The sequence below is a fragment of the Actinosynnema sp. NPDC020468 genome, assembly GCF_040642015.1.
Lineage (GTDB): Bacteria > Actinomycetota > Actinomycetes > Mycobacteriales > Pseudonocardiaceae > Actinosynnema.
This window is the reverse complement of the sequence record NZ_JBFAEO010000021.1, coordinates 66957-83121: the sequence shown is the minus strand read 5'-3', so window position 1 is coordinate 83121 and position 16165 is coordinate 66957. Positions and strand designations below refer to the sequence as shown.

The following is a 16165-nucleotide window of genomic DNA, read 5'->3' as shown; positions in this document are numbered from 1 at the left end:
CCAATAGGTTCAGACCAATTTGGCATCAGTTCGAAACTTCGGGGTAACTGTGTAACCCGGGTCGGGCCCGCTGACCACGGTGATTCCGGTGAACGACACCTCTATTGAGACGAGCGGCATCCCGGGTGACTCCGGTCACCTCGCGAGGCGCTGTTCGAGGCGCTCCTTCACCGCCGGCCACTCGGCGGCGGTCATCGAGTAGACGACCGTGTCGCGCAACGTGCCGTCCGGGCGTACGCGGTGCACCCGGAGGACGCCTTCCTTCGTCGCGCCCAACCGCTCGATCGCCTTTTGGGACCGATCGTTGCGGTGGTCGGTGTGCCAGCCGACGCGGTGCGCGCCCAGCGTCTCGAAGGCGTGTCCGAGCAGCAGGTACTTCGCGTTGGTGTTCAACGCGGTGCGCTGCCAGCGTGCGCCGATCCACGTGAAGCCGATGTACAGGCCCCGGTGCCGGGGATCGATCTCGTAGTAGCTCGTGGTGCCCGCGACCTCGCCGGTCGCCGGGTCGACCTGTGCCCACGCGAGGCGGTTCGGGGTTCCGATCGAGTCCTCGACGATGACCCGCATGTCCTCGACCGTCGCCGGGCGGGCCACGCTCAGCCACTGCCAGATCGCCGGGTCGCCGCACGCCTCGAACAAGCCCTCCGCGTGCCGCGGCTGGAGCGGTTCCAGGCGGACGTGCGGCCCTTCGAGCACCGGACGGTCGTACCAGGTCATGCCGGTGACCCTACGTGGTCGAGTGGCCATCATTAAGAGGGCATTTCTGTGGTGTTTCCAACAGCCACTTACCGATGGGTAGTGTGCTGTCCGTGACCGACCCGCTTGCTCCGCTGCTGACCCTGCCCGGGGTGGCCGACGCCGTGGCGTCCGCTCGTGACGCCGTGTTCCAGGTCCACCGCCACCGGGTGAACCTGCGCGGGTGGGCGACGACGGCCGCCGAGGCCTCGGTGCGGGCGGCCCGCGCGTCGGCCGCGCTGGACGGCGGGTCGACCGACATCCCGGAGTCCGGGTCGGTCGAGGACCCGGTGCTCGCGGGCGCGCTGCGGGTCGCCGAGGCGCTGGGCGTGGTCTTCCCGACGTGGCGGCGGGCGCCGTTGCAGGCGTTGGCGCGGCTGCACGTGCTGGCCGGCGCGGACCTGGGCGCCGACGTCGGTCGGCCGCGGGTGTCGCCCGCCGTGTCCGCCCGGCTCGACCTGCTGGCGGGCCTCGTCACCGGCGGCACGTCCGTGCCCGGTCCGCTGCTGGTCGCGGTGGTGCACGGCGAGCTGATGGCGCTGGCCCCGTTCGGCTCGGCCAACGGGGTGGTCGCGCGCGCCGCGACCCGGCTGACCGCGATCGCCTCCGGCGTCGACCCCAAGTCGCTCGGCGTGCCCGAGGTGTACCTGCTGCGCCGCCAGGGCGAGTACGACGCGGCGCTGCACGCGTTCTCCACCGGCGAGGCCGAGGGCGTCGCGCGGTGGGTGCTGTTCCAGTGCCAGGCGCTGGAGGACGGCGCCCGCGAGGCGCGCAGCATCGCGGACGCCGCGTCCTAGAGCAGTTCCTTCAACGTGGCCGCGGCGCGCTCGGCGTCGCCGAAGGTGTTGTAGAGCGGCGCGAAGCCGAACCGCAGCACGTCCGGCGGCCGGTGGTCGCCGATCACGTTCCGCGCGATCAGCGCCGCCATGAGGTCGGCGGCCCGTTCGTGCCGCAGCGACACCTGGTGGCCGCGCCACTCGTCGGCCGGCGTGATCACCTCGACGCCCGGCAGGCCCTCGACCAGCCCGCGGAAGTGCGCGGTGAGCGCGAGTCCCTTGGCGCGCACGTCCTTCAGGTCGACCTCGTCCCACACGTCCAGCGCGGCGTCGAGGGCGAGCATCGAGATGATGTCCGGCGTGCCCACCCGCGCCCGCGACACGCCGGGGTCCGGCGCGTACTCGCCGCGCATCGCGAACGGCGCCTCGTGGCCGGTCCACCCGGTCAGCGGCTGGTGGAACGCCGGCTGCGCGGCCGTCGGCACGTAGAGGAACGCGGGCGCGCCCGGTCCGCCGTTGAGGAACTTGTACGTGCAGCCGACCGCGAGGTCCACGCCCAGCCGGTCGAGCTCGATCGGCAGCACGCCCGCGCTGTGGCACAGGTCCCACACGACCGTCGCGCCCGCGTCGTGGACCTGCCGGGTCAGCGCCGCCATGTCGAGCAGCCGACCGGTCTTGTAGTCGACGTGGTTGAGCAGCACGACGGCGGTGGTGTCGCTCAGGTCGAGGTGCTCCGGCGGCGCGGGCCGCAGTGCGAGCCCGGTCAGCTCGGCCACCGACCGGGCGATGTAGCCGTCGGTGGGGAAGGTGCCCTCGTCGACCACGATCTCGGTGCCGGTGGCGTTGCGCGCGGCGGCCATCAGGGCCTTGAACAGGTTCACGCTGGTCGAGTCGGCCACCACGACCTGACCCGGCGCCGCGCCGACGAGCCGGCCGACCCGGTCGCCGACCCGTTCCGGGGTCTCCCACCAGCCCTCGGACCAGCTGCGGATCAGCCGCCGGCCCCACTGGTGGGAGATCACCTCCTGCACGCGTGCCGCGACGGCCTTGGGCGGTGCGCCCAGCGAGTTGCCGTCCAGGTAGACGACGTCGTCGTCCAGGTCGAACAGGTCGCGCACGTGCGCCAGCGGGTCGATCACACGAAGCTCCTCGCGGTCCACAGTTCCGGGAACACCGCACGTTGCGTGCGCTTCTCCAACCAGGCCACACCGGCCGAGCCGCCGGTGCCGGTCTTCGAGCCCATCGAACGCCGGGTGGCGAGCAGGTGGTCATACCGCCACCGGGTGAACTCCTCGGCGACGTCGGTCAGCGCCTCGCCGAGTTCCAGCAGGTCACGAGGCCCGTCGCGGTAGATCTCGGCCCACGCGGCCTCCACGTCCGGGTTCGGCTGGTAGGGCTCCGCCACGTCCCGGTCCAGCACCTCGGCCGGGATCTTCACACCCTGCGCGGCCAGCGCGCGGAGCACGTCGTCGTACAGGCTCGGCTCGGTCAGCAGCGCCTCGAGCGCGGCGTGCTGCTCCGGCACGGCGCGGTGCGGCACCAGCATGGACCGCGACTTCTCGCCGAGCAGGAACTCCACCTCGCGGTACCGGCCGGACTGGAAGCCCGACCCCTCGCCGAGCGCGTCCCGGAACGAGTTGAACTCGCCGGGCGTCATCCGGGCGATCGGCCGCCACGCCGCGTTCAACGCCTGCATGTGCAGCTCGGACCGCTTGATCGTGCGCACGGCCGCGCGCACGTCGCCGTCGCGCAACTCCTTCTGGGCCTGCCGCCACTCGAAGCACAGCAGGCCGAAGTACAGCTCCATGACCTGGGTGATCACCAGGAACGACATCTCACGCGGGTCGTTCGACCACTGCTGCTGCAACGAGTGCAGCACGGACGCGTGCACGTAGTCCTCGTAGGGCGTCGTGCCGCCGAAGTCGAGCTTGGGAGTGACCGGGCAAGTCATGTCCACCATGATTCCCGCGCGAACGAGTGATCTGAATGGGCACTGACGGGTGATAGCGCCCGAACTTCTGCCGATCGCGAGTCATTTCCGGGGATAGCTTTGCGGTCGTGGAACTGGACTCGGTGGACTGGGCGCTGCTCGACGCGCTCCAGGAGGACGCGCGGCTGTCGTACAACGAGCTGGCGCGACGGGTGCACGTCTCGCCGCCGACGGTGGCGCAGCGGGTGCGGAGGCTGGAGCACGCGGGGGTGATCACCGGGTACCGCGCGGTGGTGGACCCGGTCGCGGTCGGTCGGTCCGTGGTCGCCCTGGTGCGCATGAAGTGCTACGGGCCGAGGTGCATCACGGTGCACCCGGAGCTGCTCGACGACTGCCCGGAGGTGGTCGAGGTGGTGCGGTTGACCGGTGACATCTGCTCCGTGGTCAAGGTCGTGACCACGTCGATCACCGAGTTGGAGCGGCTGCTGGTGCGGCTCGGCGGGTACGGCGAGACCTCCAGCGCGATGGTGCTGTCGACGCCTATCCCGTGGCGCCCGGTGACAACAGGCTGAGCGCCTGCCGGACGTGACCCTGCGCGACGGCCAGCGCCTCGGCCGCCTTGGCCGTCGGCGCGCCGGACAGCAGGTGGACCAGCGCGACCTTCAGGTCGCCGCCCGCGTCGGTCAGCGCGGTGGTGCACTCCTGCTCGGCCAGACCCGTCGCCTCGCGCAGGATGCGGACCGTGCGGCCGCGCAGCTTGGCGTTCGTGGCGCGCATGCTGACCATGAGGTTCGAGTAGGTGCGGCCCAGGCGGACCATCACGGCGGTGGAGAACGACGTCAGCACCAGCTTCTGCGACGAGCCGGCCTTCATCCTGGTCGAACCCGCGATCACCTCGGGGCCGGTGTCGACCGCGATCAGCACGTCGACGTCGACCACCGGGGCGAGCGGGTTGTTCGACACCAGCACGGTGCCGGCGCCGAGTTGGCGCGCCTGGGCCAGCGCGGCCAGCACGAACGGGGTGCGGCCGGACGCCGTCACGCCCACCACCAGGTCCCGCGCGGTCGCGTGGTCGCGGATCTCCGCCGCGCCGCTCGCGCCCTGGTCCTCGACGTTCTCCACCGCGTTGACCAGCGCCTCGGTGCCGCCGGCGTGGTGCGCGACGAACCAGTCGGCCGGTGCGTCGAACGTCGGCACCAGCTCCGCGGCGTCCAGCGTGGCGAGCCTGCCGGACGTGCCGGCGCCCACGTAGTGCACCCGGCCGCCCGCCCGCAGCGCGCCGACGGCGAGGTCGGCGGCGCGGGCGAGTTCGGGCAGCACGGCGGACACCGCGTCCGGCACCAGCCGGTCCTCGCTGTTGATCAGGCGGAGGAGGTCGAGCGTCGACAACCGGTCGATGTCCTCGGTGCGCGGGTTGCGCGCCTCGGTGGGCGACTCCACGCGGATCGCGACATCGGGCCGGTGGGGTGTCATTTAGCGGTCTCCCGCCGCCGCCTGCCGTCCGGGCGGGCGCCGAGGCGGTGGCCGGACACGGCGTCGTAAGTGGCCTCCAGCGCCGTCTTCGCGCTGTCGACGTGCTTCTGGGCGACCCCGATGAACAGGCAGTCGATCACCGTGAGCTGGGCGATGCGGCTGGCCATCGCGCCCGACCGGAACGTCGTCTCGCGGGCGGCCGTGGTCAGCACGTGGTCGGCGACCTCGCTGATCGGCGAGCGCGGGAAGTTGGTCAGCGCCACCGTGGTCGCGCCGTGGTCCTTGGCGACCCGCAGCGCCTCGACGGTCTCGGACGTCGAGCCGGTGTGCGAGATGCCGACCGCGACGTCCTTCGCGGTGAGCACGGCGGCCGAGGTGAGCGCGATGTGGGTGTCGTTCCAGGCGAAGCAGGTCCGGCCGATGCGGTGCAGCTTCTGCTGGAGGTCGAACGCGACGAACGCGCTCGCGCCGAACCCGTAGACGTCGACCCGGCCCGCGCCCGCGACCGCCTCCACGACGGCCTGGAGCGTGTCGACGTTGAGCTGCTCGGCCGTTTCCTCGACCGCGCGGGCGTCGGCGAACGCGACCTTGCCGACCACCTGGCGCAGGTCGTCGCCCGGACCGATGTCGCCGCCGAGGTCGCGGTCGGTGCGGGCGGCGGTGCGCGCGGTGTCGGCGGCCAGCGCGATGCGCAGTTCCGGATAACCGCCGACTCCGATGGCCTTGCAGAACCGCGTCACGGTCGTTTCACTGGTGCCCGCCGCTTCGGCGACCTCGGTGATGCTGCGGTGCGCCACCGTCGCCGGATTGTCGAGCACGACCTTGGCCACTCGTTGCTCCGCACGGGCCAGCCCGGGTAGCAGCGAGCGGATCTTCACAAGGGGACTGGCGTCAGAACCTTCACTGGACACGTGGGAAACTTACTAACCGTACAACCGAATATCAACGCAGGGTGGGTGTAAGTCACCCCAACCGTGACCCAATACCACCCACCGGCCGGGTCCTTTCGGGCGAAGGCTCACTATCGGTTCGCCGATCGCCACCCTTCGGGGTGGATCCCGTGCGATTCCCGTTCCCCGTCCAGCAGCACCGCCCGATGATCCGACACCCGGACGTCGTCCACGTACGCGCCACGCCCGCCGAACCCCGTTCCCCTGGTGAACACCCAGCGGAACCTTTCCGCGGTCGCCGTCACCTCGACCCGGATCCAGCGCCGTTCGCCGTAACCGGTCAGCACCCGCAGATCGCGCCACGCCGTTCCGTCGAACGCCTGCACCACCACCCGGTCCTCCGGGTCGAGGTCCACGAACGCGGCGAACGACAGCGTCAGGTCGCCCCGCGGCAGGTCCCTGGTGGTCAGCGTGCCGCCGCCGACCTCGGCCGCCCACTCGGTCGGACCGCGGCGCGGGCTCACCGAAAGCGCCTGTGCCAGCCCGTTCGCGACCGCGCGCCGCGCCGGGTTGACCGAACCCCGCTCGCGGCTCGGGTGCACCCGGTTGGTCAGCAGGATCGCGATCGAGTCCGACCGCGGGTCGAGCACCAGCGACGTGCCGGTGAACCCGGTGTGGCCCGCGGTGCGCGGCGACGTGAGCGCGCCCATGTACCAGCGCTGGTCGAGTTCGAAACCCAGTCCGTGCGCGTCGCCGGGGAATCCCTCGTTGAAGTCGGTCAGCATCAACCCGACCGTTTTCTCCGCCAACACGCGTTTTCCGGCGTACCGGCCGCCGTTGAGGATCGCCTGGCCGAGCACCGCCAATTCCCGCGCGGTGGAGAAAACCCCCGCGTGCCCGGCCACGCCGCCGAGCGACCACGCGTTCTCGTCGTGCACCACTCCTCGGATCATCCCGCGACCGGACTGGAACTCGGTGGCCGCGACGCGATTCCGCTTGCTTTCCGGCGGGTTGTAGCCGGTGTCGCGCAATCCGAGCGGATCGGTGACGATCTCCTTCACCAGCACGTCCAGCGGCTTGCCGGTGACGCGGTGGCACAGCACGCCGAGCGTGATCAGGTTCAGGTCCGAGTACTCGTAGCCGGTGCCCGGCGGCGTCTTCGGCGCCACCTCCATCACCGCCCTGATCCGCGCCGGGACGTCCGGGTACGCCGACCACAGCGGCAGCCACGGCTCCAGGCCCGAGGTGTGGGTGAGCAGCTGGCGCACGGTGATCGAGGCCTTGCCGTTCACGCCGAACTCGGGCAGGTAGCGGGCGACCGGCGCGTCCAGCCCGACCCGGCCCAGCTCGTACTGGCGCATCACCACGATCGAGGTGAACAGCTTCGAGATCGACGCCAGGTCGAAGATCGTGTCCTCGGTCGTCGGAACCCGTTGTGACACCGGCAGTTCCGTCGTCGCGTCGGCGTACCGGACCGCCCAGCCGGTCGGGCGCACCTCGTCCACCACGCCGCCGTGCGCCAGGAGGGTGACCGCGCCCGCGAACAGCGGGTGACCCGAGGCGTCCGGCTCGGTGAACCCGCGGACCTGCTCCAGCGCGGCCTTGATCGGCTCGCGGGCCAGGTGGGCGTCACCGTCCCGGAGCCGGTCGTCGGCCCAACCCTGTCGAGGTCGGTCGAAGTGGCCCGCGTCGGGGTCGGGCTGTGCGTGCGCCTGTGCGGTGGGCATCAGCAACACCAAAGCGGACAGCAGGACTCGGACGCGCATCGGGCTCCTCACCGGTGGTGCAGGTGCGGTCGACGGGATCGGGTGAACGCGGCCAGCTCGGCCCGCCACGCGCCGGTGACCTCGTCCACGCCCGCGCCCGCGTCGATCGCGAGGCGCAGCCGGTCCGAGCCCGACAGCAGGTCGACGTAGTGGTCCGGGCGCCACGCGAACAGGTCCGGGTAGCGGCGCCTGGCCGTCACGAGCATCGCCACGGCGGTGCGGACCGGGTCGAACGCGGTCGGTCGGGTGACCTCCAGCGCCACCCCGCCGCACACCTGCCCGGCGAACTTGCCGAACGCGGGGGAGAAGTACGTCTCGCGGAACCGGACGCCGGCCAGGCCCAGCGCGTTCAGGTCCTCCGCCCACCGCCAGTCGACCTCCGGCGCGCCGATCGTCTCGAACGGGCGGGTGGTGCCGCGGCCCTCGGAGAACACCGTGCCCTCGAACAGGCACGTGCCGGGGTAGACCAGCGCGGTGTCGCGGGTCGGCACGTTGGGGCTCGGCGGCACCCACGGCAGGCCCGTGTCGACCTCCGAGCGCCGCCAACCCCGGGCCCACACCACCTCCGGGCGCACCCGGCCGCCGTCGGCGGGCAGGAACTCGGCGTCGAAGTACCCGGCCAGCTCGCCGACCGTCATGCCGTGCTGCTGCGCGATCGGTTTCAAGCCCACCCCGCTCGCGAACCGGGGGTCGAGCACCGGGCCGCGCGCGGTGCCGCCGGTCGGGTTCGGGCGGTCCAGCACCACGAACCGGGCGCGGGTCGTCGCCGCCGCCTTCATGGCCGTGTACATGGTCCAGATGTAGGTGTAGAAGCGCGCGCCCACGTCCGCGATGTCGAACAGCACGGTGTCCACGCCCGCCTTGCCGAACATCCGCGCGAGGTCGGCGGCGCTCGCGCCGTACGCGTCGTAGACCGGGACGCCGGTGCGCGGGTCGGCGTGGTCGCCCTCCGAGCCGCCCGCCTGCGCCGTGCCGCGGAACCCGTGCTCCGGGCCGAACACCGCCACCGGTCTTCGGCCGGCCGCCGTCAGGGCGTCGACCACGTGCGTCAGGTCGCGCAGCACGCCCGTGGGGTTGGTGAGCACGCCGACCTTCCGGCCCTCGAGCGCCCGCCAGCCGTCGGCGGCGAGCACGTCCGCGCCCGCGGCGACCGGCTCAGCGGGGTCCGCCGCGGCCGCCCGCGCCGTGCCGAGCGCCGGTGCGGCGACCGCGCCCACCAGGAACCCCCTGCGGTCCACGGGCTACCACTCCAGGCCGTGGCCGAACGGGTACGGCGTCGGACCGGGCACCGCCACGGGCAGCTTCCCGGTCGGCTTCACCTCGCCGGTGATCACCCGGGCGAGCGCGGCCAGCGACACCGCGCCGGAGCCGTAGGTGGCCACCCACGTGGGCGCGTCGGTGTGCGCGACGTCGTACGGGTTCTGCGCGGCGACCGCCACCACCGGCTTCCCGGTGGCGAGAAGCCGGGTGAGCAACGCCTGTTGGCGCGGCCGGTCGGCGAGCCCGTTGGTGAGCACGACGACGAGGTCGGCGCCCGCCGCGGCCTGCTCCGCCGCCGCGATCTGCCCGTCGGTCGGCGCGGAGCCCGTGGGCAGCGCCGTGCCGCCGAGCAGCCCGGCCAGCGTCCGACCGGCCGTCTCGCCCCAGCCGGTGACCAGCGCGGCCGTCGGCTTCGCGGCCGGGAGCACCTTGGCGTCGTTGCGCACCACGGTGATCGAGCGGTCGGCGACGCCCGTCGCGACGGCCAGGTCGGCCGGCTGACCCAGGCTGGTCGCCGCCCGCTGCGGGTCGACGAACGGCGGCCCGAGGAATACGCCGCGCAGGAACTTCATCCGCAGCACCCGTGCCACGCTCTGGTCGATCCGCTGCTCGGTCAGCACGCCCGCGCGCACCGCGGCCACCACGCTCTCGATCGCCTGGCCCAGGTTCGGCGGCATGAGCAGCTGGTCGACGCCCGCCTTGAGCGCCAGCACCGGCACCTCGGCGTCGGGGTGCAGCTGCCGGACGCCCGCCATGCCCAGCGCGTCAGTGACGATCACGCCGTCGTAGCCCAGTTCGCGCCGCAACAGGTCCAGCACCGGTTTCGAGAGCGTCGCGGGTTCACCCGAAGGGTCGATCTTCGGCATCCGGATGTGCGCGGTCATGATCGAGTCGACGCCGGCCTCGACGGCCGCCCGGAACGGCGCCGCGTCCAGCCGCCGCCACTCCTCGACGGTCCGGTCGACGGTCGGCAGGCTCGTGTGGCTGTCCTCGGCGGTGTCGCCGTGACCCGGGAAGTGCTTGGCGGTGGCCGACACGCCGTACCGGGACAGCGGGCGCTGCTGGTAGCCGCGGACCTGCGCGGCGGTCAGCACGGAGGTCAGCGCCGGGTCGCCGGAGTAGGAGCGCACGCCGATGACCGGGTTCGCCGGGTTCGAGTTGACGTCCGCGACCGGCGCGTAGTCCTGGTTCACGCCCATCGCCCGCAGTTCGCGCGCGGTGATCGCGGCGGCCTTCTCCGCGGCCTCCGCGCCGCGGCCCGCGCCGAGCGCCATGTTGCCCGGGAACTGGGTCGCGGGCGGTCCGATCCTCGTCACCAGGCCCATCTCCTGGTCGGTGGCGATGGTGAGCGGCACCCGGCTCGCCTTCTGGAGGCCGTTGGACAGGGTCGCGATCTGGGCGGGCGTGTCGATGTTGTCGTGAGTGGAGTTGTCGAAGTACACGACGCCGCCCGGCTGGTACTTCGCGACCACCTCGGCCGGGGTGTCGACGCCGAAGTCGCGCCGGTTGCCCGGGTCCGCCTGGTCGGGGAGCTGCCCGTCGACGTAGGTGACGAAGAGCTGGCCCACCTTCTGCTCCAGCGTGAGCTGCCCGAGCAGCGCCGTCACGGCCCGGATCGGCGGCGGGGGCGGCTGCTCGTCGCCCACCGCCGGGCGTGGCGCGACCACGAACACCGCGGCCGCGGCCGCGACGACGAACTGGCGGAGCACGGGTGACCTCCCCCTTCGGAAATCCTCCACCGCCACCCGGTGGCGATCGGCAAGTTACCCACGTCACAGAGACGGGTCAACGCGTTGCGCTGTGTGGGCATTGTGCCGGTGGGCACCGACAGTTCCGTGCGGCTGCGTTCACCCTTCCGAGCGAGAAACGGCAACGAAAACGGCGAGGCCCCACGTGGGTGGGACCCCGCCGGCGGCGCGGGCTTTCGAGTTACCAAGCGTGCAACTCGTGTCGTATTGATCTGGCCTCGGCGTCCGGCGTCCCGGTACGCAGGCCCTGGACGACAAGCCTCCCGCGGCGTGCTGCGCGTGGGTGCTCGAAGTCCGCGCACGGAGCCCTGCCGGGGTGGACCGGGCTTCTCCTCCGCCCTGTCCCTGGCCGACCCGAGGTCCGCACCTCCATTTGTAGTGCGTGTCCGGGGTCACAGCAAGGGCTCGATGGGGTGCACCGGTCAAGCCACCGTCGGTAGCGGATCCACTGCGGTGACAGCGTTTCCGGCCGGTTCGACGGGTCCGGTACCGCTGTCCGGGGCACCCCCGGGTGAATCAGCCCCGGCGGCGCCTGCGCAGCCCGTACCAGGCCACGCCTGCGGCCGTCGCGGCCCCGATCCCGATCGCGGTAACGGCCACCGCGGTGCCCGAGGGGCGGGGGATCCGGGCGCGCAGCGACACCGGGTCGGAGAACGTCAGCACCGGCCACCCGCGCTGGACGGCGACCTTGCGCAGCGCGCGGTCCGGGTTCACCGCGGTCGGGTGGCCCACCACCTCCAGCAGCGGCAGGTCGGTGACCGAGTCGGAGTAGGCGTAGCAGTGGGCGAGGTCGTAGTGGTGCTCGGCCGCCAGCTGCTTGGCCGCCACCGCCTTGTTCTCGCCCGCGCAGTAGAAGTCGACCTCGCCCGAGTAGCGGCCCTGGTTGACCACCATCCGGGTGCCGACGCTGCGGGTGGCGCCGACCATGTCGGCGATGGGCGCGACCAGTTCCTCCCCGGAGGCGGACACCACGACGACGTCGTGGCCCTCGGCGCGGTGGTCGGTGATCAGCTGGGTGGCCTCCTTGTAGACCAGCGGGTCCACGATGTCGTGCAGCGTCTCGTCCACGATCGAGCGGACCTGCTCGACGTCCCAGCCCGCGCACAGGGCGGTGATGTGCGAGCGCATCCGGTCCATCTGGTCGGCGTCCGCGCCGGCCAGCATGAACACGAACTGCGCGTAGGCGCTCTTGAGCACCGCACGCCGGTTGATCAGGCCTTCTTGGAAGAAGGGCCGGCTGAACGCCAGCGTGCTCGACTTGGCGATGACCGTCTTGTCCAGGTCGAAGAACGCGGCGACTCGACTGCCTTCGGTGGCGTGCTCGGTCACGGCTCCAGCTTAAGGGCGTCGGCGGCGACCCCGATCGGGGCAGTGATTCGGCGCTTTACGAACTGACAGTGATGCGGTCTACCGAAATTTCCGTGTCCCTCTAACGGAAGACACGCGAGACCCTTCCCCGTGGGGATACAGTAGACGGGTCCGGCTCGACCGGACAGGTTCAGTCCGACCCCCCGGGACTGAACCAATGACGACCCCCGTCCCTCCCCCCTGGCGGGGGTCGTCCCATGTCCGGAGTCGGTTCGCCGGGTTCGCCGCGGCCGCCTTTTCGGCTCTTTCCCCCTTCTTGCATCGGGTTTCGACGCGCGTGCCGCCGGCTGTTCGGCGGTCCTCCCGGCCCGTCCCCGGTCGGTCGAGTTGTCCACAGGGTGCCGTGTTGTCCACATGTTGATCATGGGTCGTTGTGCGGTTGCTCACGACCGTCGACCGTTGATCCCGAGCGATTCGGACTCGGGAGGACGACATGGCACGACCGGTGGCCCTGCTGGCGGCGGGGGAGTTGGCGGACGAGGTGCTGCGGCTGGCCGCGGCGGCCGGCTGCGAGCTGGAGCGCGTGGTGGACGCGGTGGAGCTGCGTTCGCGCTGGCGCGCCGCGCCCGCCGTGCTGCTGGACGAGGAGGGCCTGGCGGCGTGCGTCGGCCAGGGCCTGCCCCGGCGGCCCGACGTGGTGCTGGTGTCGCACGGCCCGCCCCGGTCGGTGCTGCCCGCGTTGCGGCTGGGCGTCGACCCGGTGGAGCTGCCCGGCGACGCGGACCACCTGCGCGCCGTGCTGGCGGACCTGACCGAGGGCCCACCCGCGTCACCCGGCCGGGTGGTCTCCGTCGTGGGTGGCCGCGGCGGTGCCGGCGCGTCGGTACTGGCCGCCGCCGTCGGTCAGGCCGCGGTGTCGGCGGGCGGCAGCGCCCTGCTGGTCGACTGCGACCCGCTCGGCGCCGGCCTCGACCTGACGCTGGGCGCGGAGTCCGAGCCGGGCCTGCGGTGGCCGGACGTCCGGCTGACCGGCCGGGTGCGCGCGTCCGCCCTGCGCGAGGCCCTGCCGAAGAGGGTCGGGCGCACCGGCACGCTGACCGTGCTGTCGTGCGCCCGGGAAGGCCCGGGCCCGACCCCGCACGCGGTGACGGCGGTGGTGGAGGCCGGCGTCCGGGCCGGCGAGACGGTGGTCTGCGACCTGCCCCGCCACCTCCCCGACCCGGCCCACGCCGCGCTGAACCTCTCCGACCTGGTGGTCCTGGTGGTGCCGGCCGAGATCAGGGCGTGCGCGTCCGCGAAACGGCTGGCCGACGACCTGGTGGCCCGCGGTGCCGACGTCCGCGCGGTCGTGAAGCTCCCCTCCCCGACGGGCCTGACCGACAAGCAGGTCACCGGCGCCCTGGCCGTACCCCTCCTGGCCGCCATGCGCCCCGAACCCGGCCTCCCCACCGCCCTGGACCGGGGCCGCTTCCCGGAGAACGCCAAAGGTCCACTGGCGACCACCGCGAGAGCCGTCCTGAAAGCCCTCGAATCCCGCTGACCACAACCCGAAAGCAGCCCGCCATGCGCCACAACCACACCTCAAGCCCCGAAACCCCGTGCCCCACGAGGACTTCCTGCCCCGATCGCGGCACCCCGTTCACCACGCCCCACGCCGCCCGCGACCGCCGCCCGACCGGGAAGCCGCCCCTCCGCTCCTCGTCCGACGGCCTCCCCGAACCCGACCCGGGAAGCACAGCCTTCAAGCCCCCCAACACTTCCGCGCGCACCTCGCGCGCCGCCGGCACGCGGCCGGACCGCCCGACGCCCGCCACCGGCTCGGCCCAGTCCGGCCGGGAGTCGCGTCGTGCCACCGTCCACCAGTCGCACCACGACACCTTCGCCGAGGACACCGCGTTCGCCGAGACCGAGGGTGAGCCACCCGTGGGCCTGTGCGAGCCGGATCCCGCAAAACCCTTGTCCGACAAGGAGTTCGGTCAGTCGGAAGAGGAGTCGTGCCGCACGGCGCCCGCCGTCGATCCCGCCGTCGCCCAGGTCGAGGGCGAGCCGACCGGTGCCTTCGACCGCAAGGCCGACCACGCGACACCCGTCACCCACCCCGCCGACCACCTGCCGGTCCCGCCGGCGAACCCGGTCATCCCCCACCAGCGGCGCCCGTTCGGCGGCCCGTGGTGACCACCGACCTGGTCGAGCGCGTCCGGCAGCGGCTGGCCGACGGTCGTGCCGACCTCACCTCCGCCTCGGTCGCCGCCGCCGTCCGCGGTGAGGCAGGCGGCGTGCTGGGCGACGAGGACGTGCTCAGCGCGCTCACCACCCTCCGCCAGGAGTTCGACGGCGCGGGCAGGCTCGAACCGCTGCTCCGCGACCCCGACACCACCGACGTCCTGGTGACCGCGCCCGACCAGGTCTGGGTCGACGGCGCCTCCGGCCTGCGGCGCACGGCGGTCGCGTTCCCCGACGAGGCGGCGGTCCGCCGGCTGGCCCAGCGCCTCGCCGTGGTCGCCGGCCGCAGGCTGGACGAGGCGGCGCCCTACGTCGACGGCCGGCTGCCCGGCGGGGTGCGGTTGCACGCCGTGCTGCCGCCCGTCACGCCCTCCACCTGCCTGTCGCTGCGCGTCCTGCGGCCCGCCGCGCACGACCTGTCCACGTTGCGCGCCATGGGTTCCTACGACGCCGAGACCGCCGTGCTGCTGGAGCGGATCGTGCGGGCCCGGGTGGCGTTCCTGGTCGTCGGCGGCACGGGTTCGGGCAAGACGACGTTGCTCGCCGCGCTCCTCGGCTGCGTGCCGCACGACCAGCGGATCGTGTGCGTCGAGGACGCCGGCGAACTCCACCCCGACCACCCCCAGTTCGTTCGGCTGCTGGCGCGCGACGCGAACGTCGAGGGCGCGGGCGAGATCACCGTGCGGGACCTGGTCCGGCAGGCGTTGCGGATGCGGCCGGACCGCATCGTGGTCGGCGAGGTGCGCGGCGCGGAGGTGGTCGACCTCCTCACCGCGCTCAACACCGGTCACGACGGCGGCGCGGGCACCCTGCACGCCAATTCCCCGGCCGAGGTGCCGGCCCGGCTGGAAGCGCTGGCCGCGCTCGGTGGGCTCGACCGCGCCGCGTCGCACAGCCAACTCCGCGCGGCGGTGAAGGTCGTCCTGCACATGAGGCGCGAGCCCGACGGCACCCGCCGGCTGGTCGAGATCGGCGTGTTCGACCACCACTCGGACGTCCTGCGCGTCGTGCCCGCGTGGCGGCACGGCGACGGAGCCCACCCGGCGGCCGAGGCCTTGGAGGCCCTGCTGTGAACTGGTTCTCGTTCGCCGCCGCGCTGCTGCTGGCACCGTCGATTTCCCACGAACGGCTGAAAATTCTCCGACCACGCGGTCGTCGCCGACCGCGGCTGCCCGCGCCCACCACCCCGGTGATCGTCGTGGCGGCCGCGGCGGTCGGCCTTTTCGCGGGGCTTGGTGGCGCGGTGGCCGGCGCGGTGCTCGCCGCCACCCTGTGCCGCGAGCGCCGCAGCGCGGTCGCCGGTAGGGCGAAGCTCACGGCCTCCGCCGCGCTCGCGACCGCGCTGGCCGGTTTCGTCGCGGAGCTCAAGTCGGGCGCCCACCCGGCGACGGCGGCCCGGAACGCGGCGCAGGACGCCGAACCGCCGGCGACCGAGGTGCTGACCGCGATCGCCACCACCTCGGCGCGGGGTGGCGACGTGGTGGCGGCGCTGGCCGATTTCCCCCAGGCCCGAGCCCTGACCAGGGCGTGGCGGCTGTCGACGGCGCACGGCGTCCCGCTGGCGAGCGTGCTGGACGAGGTCCGCCAGGACCTGGAGCGGCGGGTCGCGTTCACCCGGCAGGTGGCGGCCCGGATGGCCGGTCCGCGGGCCAGTGCCGGGGTGCTGGCCGTGCTGCCGGTGCTCGGCGTGGCGCTGGGCGAGTTGACGGGCGCCGGTCCGCTCGCGGTGTTGGTGACGACCGTGCCGGGGCAGTTCCTTCTGGTCCTGGGCGTGCTGCTGGTGTGCGCGGGTTTGCGGTGGAGTGCCCGGCTGACCAGGCAGGTCGTTCCGTGACCGGGGGAGCGCGGCGGGTCTCAGGTCGGGCCGGCGGCCGGCCGATGGGTGGTCTGTCGACACAGGAGGTGGTCGTCCGTTGGCGACCCGACACGGAGGTGCAGGCGTGAACGAGCAGCCCAGGCGGCCCGGTCCGCGCGTCGTCCCGCTGGCCGGCCGGTGTGCGGCCTGTCGCGAGCGGGAGGCCGCCGCGCGGGAGTGGGCGGCGGTGTTGCGGAGCGG

The 16165-nt window shown here is 73.0% G+C and carries 15 protein-coding genes; 6 read left to right on the top strand and 9 right to left on the bottom strand.

The annotated features are described in order from the left end of the window. Positions 1-135: 135 nt before the first annotated feature. Positions 136-717 (bottom strand): GNAT family protein, encoded by a 582-nt coding sequence (locus AB0G50_RS17065; protein WP_360108764.1) that lies wholly within the window; start codon positions 715-717, stop codon positions 136-138. A 92-nt stretch (positions 718-809) separates the two neighbouring features. Between AB0G50_RS17065 and AB0G50_RS17060 the strand changes: the two genes are divergently transcribed. Further along, entirely contained in the window at positions 810-1532 is a 723-nt protein-coding gene (locus AB0G50_RS17060; RefSeq protein ID WP_360108761.1) for an oxidoreductase, read from the top strand. Here AB0G50_RS17060 and kynU read toward each other — a convergent pair. Together kynU and AB0G50_RS17050 are read right to left on the bottom strand one after the other, a co-directional pair. After that, entirely contained in the window at positions 1529-2650 is a 1122-nt protein-coding gene (kynU, locus tag AB0G50_RS17055) for a kynureninase (protein ID WP_360108758.1), read from the bottom strand. The genes AB0G50_RS17060 and kynU overlap by 4 nt on opposite strands. Next, positions 2647-3462, bottom strand: a complete 816-nt coding sequence (locus AB0G50_RS17050; protein ID WP_360108755.1) for a tryptophan 2,3-dioxygenase family protein — start codon at positions 3460-3462, stop codon at positions 2647-2649. The genes kynU and AB0G50_RS17050 overlap by 4 nt, the downstream gene beginning before the upstream one ends. 107 nt (positions 3463-3569) lie before the next feature. Between AB0G50_RS17050 and AB0G50_RS17045 the strand changes: the two genes are divergently transcribed. Next, positions 3570-4013 (top strand): Lrp/AsnC family transcriptional regulator, encoded by a 444-nt coding sequence (locus AB0G50_RS17045; RefSeq protein WP_360108752.1) that lies wholly within the window; start codon positions 3570-3572, stop codon positions 4011-4013. Here AB0G50_RS17045 and AB0G50_RS17040 read toward each other — a convergent pair. From AB0G50_RS17040 to AB0G50_RS17015, 6 genes are all read right to left on the bottom strand, one after another. Next, entirely contained in the window at positions 3982-4914 is a 933-nt protein-coding gene (locus AB0G50_RS17040; protein WP_360108749.1) for an N-acetylmuramic acid 6-phosphate etherase, read from the bottom strand. The two genes, AB0G50_RS17045 and AB0G50_RS17040, sit on opposite strands and share 32 nt — an antisense overlap. Beyond that, a complete protein-coding gene (locus AB0G50_RS17035) occupies positions 4911-5825 on the bottom strand; it encodes a MurR/RpiR family transcriptional regulator (protein ID WP_360108746.1) in 915 nt (304 codons plus the stop codon). Before AB0G50_RS17035 ends, AB0G50_RS17040 begins: the two co-directional genes overlap by 4 nt. Positions 5826-5935: 110 nt before the next feature. Next, complete coding sequence (locus tag AB0G50_RS17030) at positions 5936-7570, bottom strand: serine hydrolase domain-containing protein (protein ID WP_360108743.1); 1635 nt, start codon at positions 7568-7570, stop codon at positions 5936-5938. Between the two features lie 8 nt (positions 7571-7578). Then, positions 7579-8808, bottom strand: coding sequence for a DUF1343 domain-containing protein (locus tag AB0G50_RS17025; RefSeq protein WP_360108740.1), 1230 nt, complete (start codon positions 8806-8808; stop codon positions 7579-7581). A gap of 3 nt (positions 8809-8811) precedes the next feature. Continuing rightward, positions 8812-10539 (bottom strand): glycoside hydrolase family 3 N-terminal domain-containing protein, encoded by a 1728-nt coding sequence (locus tag AB0G50_RS17020; RefSeq protein ID WP_360108737.1) that lies wholly within the window; start codon positions 10537-10539, stop codon positions 8812-8814. A gap of 555 nt (positions 10540-11094) precedes the next feature. Further along, positions 11095-11907: an HAD-IB family hydrolase gene (locus tag AB0G50_RS17015; RefSeq protein ID WP_360108734.1), complete on the bottom strand. Its 813-nt coding sequence runs from the start codon at positions 11905-11907 to the stop codon at positions 11095-11097. A 472-nt stretch (positions 11908-12379) separates the two neighbouring features. On the opposite strand from AB0G50_RS17015, the gene ssd reads away from it, so the two are divergent. Genes ssd through AB0G50_RS16995 form a run of 4 tightly spaced genes read left to right on the top strand, consistent with a single transcriptional unit; the run spans position 12380 to position 15943 of the window. After that, positions 12380-13426, top strand: a complete 1047-nt coding sequence (ssd, locus tag AB0G50_RS17010) for a septum site-determining protein Ssd (RefSeq protein ID WP_360108732.1) — start codon at positions 12380-12382, stop codon at positions 13424-13426. A gap of 23 nt (positions 13427-13449) precedes the next feature. Then, positions 13450-14061 carry a hypothetical protein gene (locus tag AB0G50_RS17005; RefSeq protein WP_360108729.1) on the top strand — a complete coding sequence of 204 codons (612 nt, stop codon included), beginning with the start codon at positions 13450-13452 and terminating at the stop codon, positions 14059-14061. Further along, complete coding sequence (locus AB0G50_RS17000; protein WP_360108726.1) at positions 14058-15182, top strand: TadA family conjugal transfer-associated ATPase; 1125 nt, start codon at positions 14058-14060, stop codon at positions 15180-15182. Before AB0G50_RS17005 ends, AB0G50_RS17000 begins: the two co-directional genes overlap by 4 nt. Then, entirely contained in the window at positions 15179-15943 is a 765-nt protein-coding gene (locus tag AB0G50_RS16995) for a type II secretion system F family protein (protein WP_360108723.1), read from the top strand. The genes AB0G50_RS17000 and AB0G50_RS16995 overlap by 4 nt, the downstream gene beginning before the upstream one ends. Positions 15944-16165 lie beyond the last annotated feature (222 nt).

Excerpts from the sequence above, each read along its gene's own strand:
- ssd (WP_360108732.1), top strand. The coding sequence starts at position 12,380 with ATGGCACGACCGGTGGCCCTGCTGGCGGCGGGGGAGTTGGCGGACGAG.
- AB0G50_RS17065 (WP_360108764.1), bottom strand. The coding sequence starts at position 717 with ATGACCTGGTACGACCGTCCGGTGCTCGAAGGGCCGCACGTCCGCCTG.
- AB0G50_RS17005 (WP_360108729.1), top strand. The coding sequence starts at position 13,450 with ATGCGCCACAACCACACCTCAAGCCCCGAAACCCCGTGCCCCACGAGG.
- AB0G50_RS17050 (WP_360108755.1), bottom strand. The coding sequence starts at position 3,462 with ATGACTTGCCCGGTCACTCCCAAGCTCGACTTCGGCGGCACGACGCCC.
- AB0G50_RS17040 (WP_360108749.1), bottom strand. The coding sequence starts at position 4,914 with ATGACACCCCACCGGCCCGATGTCGCGATCCGCGTGGAGTCGCCCACC.
- AB0G50_RS17030 (WP_360108743.1), bottom strand. The coding sequence starts at position 7,570 with ATGCGCGTCCGAGTCCTGCTGTCCGCTTTGGTGTTGCTGATGCCCACC.